General features: G+C 74.0%; 6 protein-coding genes. 2 read left to right on the top strand and 4 right to left on the bottom strand.

Annotated features, from left to right (window positions below):
* Positions 1-462: 462 nt before the first annotated feature.
* Entirely contained in the window at positions 463-1809 is a 1347-nt protein-coding gene (locus tag FNQ90_RS12320) for an MFS transporter (protein WP_182606413.1), read from the bottom strand.
* A 546-nt stretch (positions 1810-2355) separates the two neighbouring features.
* Here FNQ90_RS12320 and FNQ90_RS12315 point away from each other — a divergent pair.
* Together FNQ90_RS12315 and FNQ90_RS12310 are read left to right on the top strand one after the other, a co-directional pair.
* Positions 2356-2817, top strand: coding sequence for a MarR family winged helix-turn-helix transcriptional regulator (locus FNQ90_RS12315; RefSeq protein ID WP_182606412.1), 462 nt, complete (start codon positions 2356-2358; stop codon positions 2815-2817).
* Positions 2817-3581 (top strand): helix-turn-helix transcriptional regulator, encoded by a 765-nt coding sequence (locus FNQ90_RS12310; protein WP_182606411.1) that lies wholly within the window; start codon positions 2817-2819, stop codon positions 3579-3581. The genes FNQ90_RS12315 and FNQ90_RS12310 overlap by 1 nt, the downstream gene beginning before the upstream one ends.
* Here FNQ90_RS12310 and FNQ90_RS12305 read toward each other — a convergent pair.
* The 3 genes from FNQ90_RS12305 to FNQ90_RS12295 all read right to left on the bottom strand — a co-directional run.
* Entirely contained in the window at positions 3529-3966 is a 438-nt protein-coding gene (locus tag FNQ90_RS12305) for a VOC family protein (protein ID WP_323379912.1), read from the bottom strand. The genes FNQ90_RS12310 and FNQ90_RS12305 overlap by 53 nt on opposite strands.
* 198 nt (positions 3967-4164) lie before the next feature.
* Positions 4165-4608, bottom strand: coding sequence for a GNAT family N-acetyltransferase (locus FNQ90_RS12300; protein ID WP_228471077.1), 444 nt, complete (start codon positions 4606-4608; stop codon positions 4165-4167).
* 65 nt (positions 4609-4673) lie between these two features.
* A partial coding sequence (locus FNQ90_RS12295; RefSeq protein WP_182606409.1) for a hypothetical protein occupies positions 4674-5021 on the bottom strand: 348 nt, incomplete at its 5' end.

The raw sequence follows: 5021 nt of genomic DNA, 5'->3' as shown, positions 1-5021 counted from the left end.
GGGGTCGATCGCTCGTGGGCGGGAAGCGGATGTGTACGCCCCGGGCGGCGGTCGGGTCCCGCACCCGGGACCGCACCCGGGAAACGCGGTACCGACCCCGGGTGGGCGGTGGTGGTCGACCGGTGTAATGCGCGAGCCGGTGACCCGGCCGCCGATGTGGTGATGACCGTGGTGACTGTCGCGGACGCCGAAGTTCCGGGCCTCGCCGCGCGTATGGGGTGAGGGCTCCTCCTGCGCGCGTTGCGTCGGAGTTCCCGGCCCGATCCGCCCGGCCGGCGCCGGGAAGTGATCGATGCCAAGTTGGCCGCTCCGAACCCGAGGCATTGCGAAGCGGCGCGGTTGCGTCGGCGAGTCGCGTCCCTCCGAACCGGCGTGACCGCCTCTCGCCGTCCGAGTCCGAGGTGCGGAATGGATCACCGGTCGATGGACCGGGACGCCGGGCCCGTCAACCGGCGCGATGTTTCACGTGAAACGGGAGTCGGTTCGGGTCCGGGAGAGGATGAGCACCAGGGCGGCGACACCCGCGAGGAGGCCGGTCGCCACGAGTCCGGCGATCCCGTAGCCGTGCAGCACGTCGGCCACGGAGTCGCCGCCGGCCGTCGCGGCGGCCACCGCGCCCAACCCGGCCACGCCGAACGCCGAGCCGGTCTGCATGGAGACCATGACCAGCGCCCCGGCGACGGCGGTGTCCGGACCGGCGTCCCGGGTCGCGGTGCTGTTCGCCGTCACCAGCACGGCCGCGCCGCCGAGGCCGAGCAGGACGAAGATCGGCAGGATGTGGGTGGGGTACGGACTGTTCGGGCCGAGGGCCGGGAGGAACGCGAGCCCGGCTCCCGTGAGCAGCAGACCGGGGGCGAGGAGTCGGTGCGGCGCCGCCCGCTCCAGTAGTCGGCGCAGGTACCGCACGCCGATGATCACCGCCAGGGGATAGGGCAGGAACGCGAGTCCGGTGCGCAACGGGTCGAGGCCCCGGGCGTCCTGGAGGGCGAAGGTCAGGAGGAAGAACCCCGCGAAGGTGCCCATCGCCATGGCGAACACCGACAGGTAGGAGACGACTCGTCGGCGGTCCGCGAACAACCGGAGCGGGAGCAGCGGGTGCGGCGACCGACGCTGGACCCGGACGAAGGCGATCAGCAGACCGGCGCCGAGAGCGAGGAGCAGCGGGGTCAACGGATCGCCCCACCCCGCGGTCGCGGTGCGACCGAAGCCGTGTACGAGGGCGATCAGGCCCGCGGTGCCGAGCAGGGCGCCCGGCACGTCGAGACGGCCCCGATCGCCGGGGGTGTCGGCGCGCACGGTCAGCAGGACACCGGCGAGTGCGATGAACGCGATGGGCACCGCCACCAGGAGGCTCCAGCGCCATCCGGCCCACTCGGTGAGGGTGCCGCCGAGCACCAACCCCACGGCGGAGCTCGACCCCATGATCGTGCCGTAGACCCCGAAGGCCCGGGCACGATCGGACGGCGCGGTGAAGGTCGTGCCGAGGAGGGCGAGGGCCGAGGGCGTGTAGAGGGCGCCGAAGGCCCCCTGGAGGCCCCGGGCCACGATCAGGGTTTCCGGATTCCGGGCGGATCCGGCCAGGAGGGAGGCGGCGGCGAACCCACCGAGTCCGATCAGCAGGCAGGTGCGGAGCCCGAGGAGGCGCGAGAGCCGGCCGCCGAGCAGGAGCAGTCCGGCGTAGGCGAGGGCGAAGGCCGTGATCGGCCAGTGGCGGATGCCGTCCCCGAGGCCGAGGTCGGGCTGGACCGAGGGGAGGGCGATGTGCAGGACGGTGGCGTCGGCGGCGATCATCAGCTGACCGATCGCCACGGCCGCCAGGGCCCACCAGCGCCGTGCGCCGGATCCGGTACCGGTTTCCCCTTCGGTGGCCGTGCCGCGTCCGGCGGAGGGTGCCGGATCCGTTCGGGTCCCGCCCACGGCCGGGACCCGAACGGATCCGCTCGCGATGCCGGCCCGGTGGGCGGGGCCCGCCTCCGTGGCGGCTTCCGGGGCGGATCCGGGAGCCGTCATCGGCCGGTCGGAGGTGCGCTCGCAGGAGTGAACGGGGTCCGGGGCGGATTTCGGATCGGTGGGATCGGGGCACACGGGAACTCCTCGCAGTGGTGCCGCCCCGGGGCGCGGTGGAGACGCGGATGCGTGTCCGGCCGGGCACCGGTGCGCTTCGTGCCCGGTGGGCCCGGGAGGGCTCGGCTGGCTCGACGGACTCGACGGAGGGGAATCTCGGCGGAGGGGAATGGAGGAGACCGCGGCGCGGGAGATCACCCGAAAAAGTTGGTTGAACCAACGTTGGAGTGGCCAACATACCCATTCATGGGTCACACCAACAAGTGGGAGGGGTGACGGTAGGCTCGTCCCATGACCACCCCGGCCGGCGACCGCGCCCCCGAGCGGCTGCGCACCACTCCCAGTTGGCTGCTCACCCGTCTGGCCGATCACGCCGCCCACCTGGCGCGGGAAGCCTTCACCGCCGCCGGCGCCGGTCGCTACCACTACGCCCTGCTCGTCACCCTGGTGGAGGGCGGCCCCGCCAGCCAGGCGACCCTGGGACGGCGTTGCGGCATCGACCGCAGCGATGTCGTCGCCGCCCTCAACGAGCTGGTGGCCCGCGGCCACGTCGAACGCCGTCCCGACCCCGCCGACCGCCGCCGCAATGTCGTCACCGTCACCCCCGCCGGCCGCGAGCAGACGGAACGCACCGGAAAGGCGCTGGACGAGGTGCAGGAACGGCTGCTCGCCCCTCTCGACGCGGCCGACCGCCGGCACCTCACCGACCTGCTCACCCGCCTGCTGCGTCACCACGCCCCGGGGCGGCTCTGATGCCCCACCCGACGTTCCCACCGGTCCGGTCACGGCCTCCGGCGGGCACCGGTCCGGAGGGCACCGACCACCGCGAACGTCCCGCCCCCGCCGTCGGCGGCACCCTGTGGACCCGGCCGCCCCGCCCGGTGCCCGGCACCGCCCGGATCCTGCCGGACGGCTGCATGGACCTGCTGTGGAGCGAGGGCCGCCTGTTGGTCGCCGGCCCCGACACCCGTGCCCACCTCGCGCACGACCCACCCGGCCGGGACTGGCTCGGCCTGCGGTTCCCGCCCGGCACCGCCCCGCTCGTGCTGGGCGTCCCGGCAGTCGAACTCCGCGACGTCCGGGTGCCCCTGACGGAGCTGTGGTCCGCCGCCGAGGTGCGGGAGTTGGAGGACCGGCTGGCCCGTGTCGCGGTGCCGGGCGCGGTGCTGGAGGAGCACGCGGCGGCCCGGCTGCGCGCCGCTCCCCCGCTCGACCCCCGGCTGCGGGCGGTGGTGCGGGCAGCCGCCCGCCCGGGGTTGCGCGTGGCCGCGCTCGCCGAACGACTCGGCCTCGGCGAGCGTCGGCTGCACCGTCACTGCCTGGCTGCCTTCGGATACGGCCCCCGGATGTTGCACCGGGTGCTGCGGATGCGCCGTGCCCTGGCGCTGATCGACGCCGGCCGCGCACCCGCCGAAGCGGCCCATACGGTCGGCTGCGCCGATCAACCGCACCTGTCGCGGGAGGTCAGGACACTGGCGGGGGTTCCGTCGCGGGAGCTTCGCCGGACGGGGCCGTGAGCGGCGCGAACAGGTCCACGGGGATGCCGTCCGGATCCCGCACCACCGCGTACCGCCGGCCCCGGGGCGCGTCCCACGGGGGGCGCTCGGCGGCGGAGGGACGCTCGGAGGTCAGCTCCCCGTACAGCGCGTCCACGCCGGCCGGTGTCCCGCAGTGGAAGGCCAGGACCATGCGGGGGCTGCCGGTGGGCGGGGTCCACTCCGGGGCGAGGGAACGCATCAACTCCTCGGTGTCCCGGGCCACGCGCACGCCCCCCGGCAGCGTGGCCTCCACGTGCGGGCCCTCGGAGTCAACGGGCACATCGATGCCCAGCCGGCGGTAGAAGGCCAGGGAGGCGCGCAGGTCGGCGGTCACGAACCCCACCATGTCGACGCGCGGGGTCACGGCGGGGACGGACCGACTCGAGGAGGGGCCGAACGACGGGTCCGAGGACGGGCCGGACCCGCTCTCGGCAGTGCTCGCAGTGCTCTCGGAAGGGGTGCCGGATGAGGTGTTCATGGGGCGAGGGTAGAGCGGCGGGCGCCACCGGTCTTGAAGGTTCCGGACACGTCCGGCCGCGCCGACCCCGCACCGGGACCCGCCTCACAACGGAAGCTTGAAGCCCACGTGGGAGGGGATGAAGCCCAGCCGCTCGTAGAAGCGGTGCGCGTCCTCCCTGGTGGCGTCCGAGGTCAACTGCACCATCGCGCACTCCCGCCGCCGGGCCTCCGCGATGGCCCATTCCACCAAGCGGGTGCCGAGGCCCGTCCCGCGCTGCGAGGCGTGCACCCGCACCGCCTCGATCAGGGCCCGGTCGGAACCGCGCCGGGACAGGCCCGGGATCACGGTCAGTTGGAGCGTGCCGACGACCGCTTTGTCCGCCATCCGTTCGGCCGCCATGAGGAATTGGGCCGGATCGGCTGTGATCCGCTCGAAGGCTTCCCGGTAGGGGGCCGGGTCGTCCGGGTTCTCGCGCCGGGCGCCGAGGGGATCGTCGGCGAGCATGGCGACGATCGCGGGGAGGTCCCGCGCCTCCGCGCGGCGCATCAGTACCTCGACTCCGGGGCCGTCTCCGGGGGCGGCTTCGGACCCGACGGGGGACGGGGATCGACTCATTCGACACGCTCCAGGTACTCGACGCCCTCGACATCCTCCTGCGGCGGCTGGTCGGACTCCACCCGGATGGTCTCGATGCCGCTGCGGTCCTCCAGGTGCATCGTGTAGAGGCTGTCCCGGGGGCAGCCGTCGTCCAGCCAGGAGGCCTCCACGCTGCGGGTCTCGATCACCCGCAGCATGATGGTTTCCCCGCTGAGCACGTCCTCCAGCCGCAACGTCTCCTCGCACCCGTGGTCGATGCCGAAGAATTCGTCGATCGCGCTGGTCGACGCCGTGCCCACCACCTCGTCCACCCCGCCGCCGGTCAGCTCCAGGACCGCGGTGAGGGGGCCGGTGCCCGGTGC

The organism is Streptomyces alkaliphilus (assembly GCF_014141535.1).
Lineage (GTDB): Bacteria > Actinomycetota > Actinomycetes > Streptomycetales > Streptomycetaceae > Streptomyces > Streptomyces alkaliphilus.
This window is presented reverse-complemented; position numbering and strand designations above follow the sequence as displayed.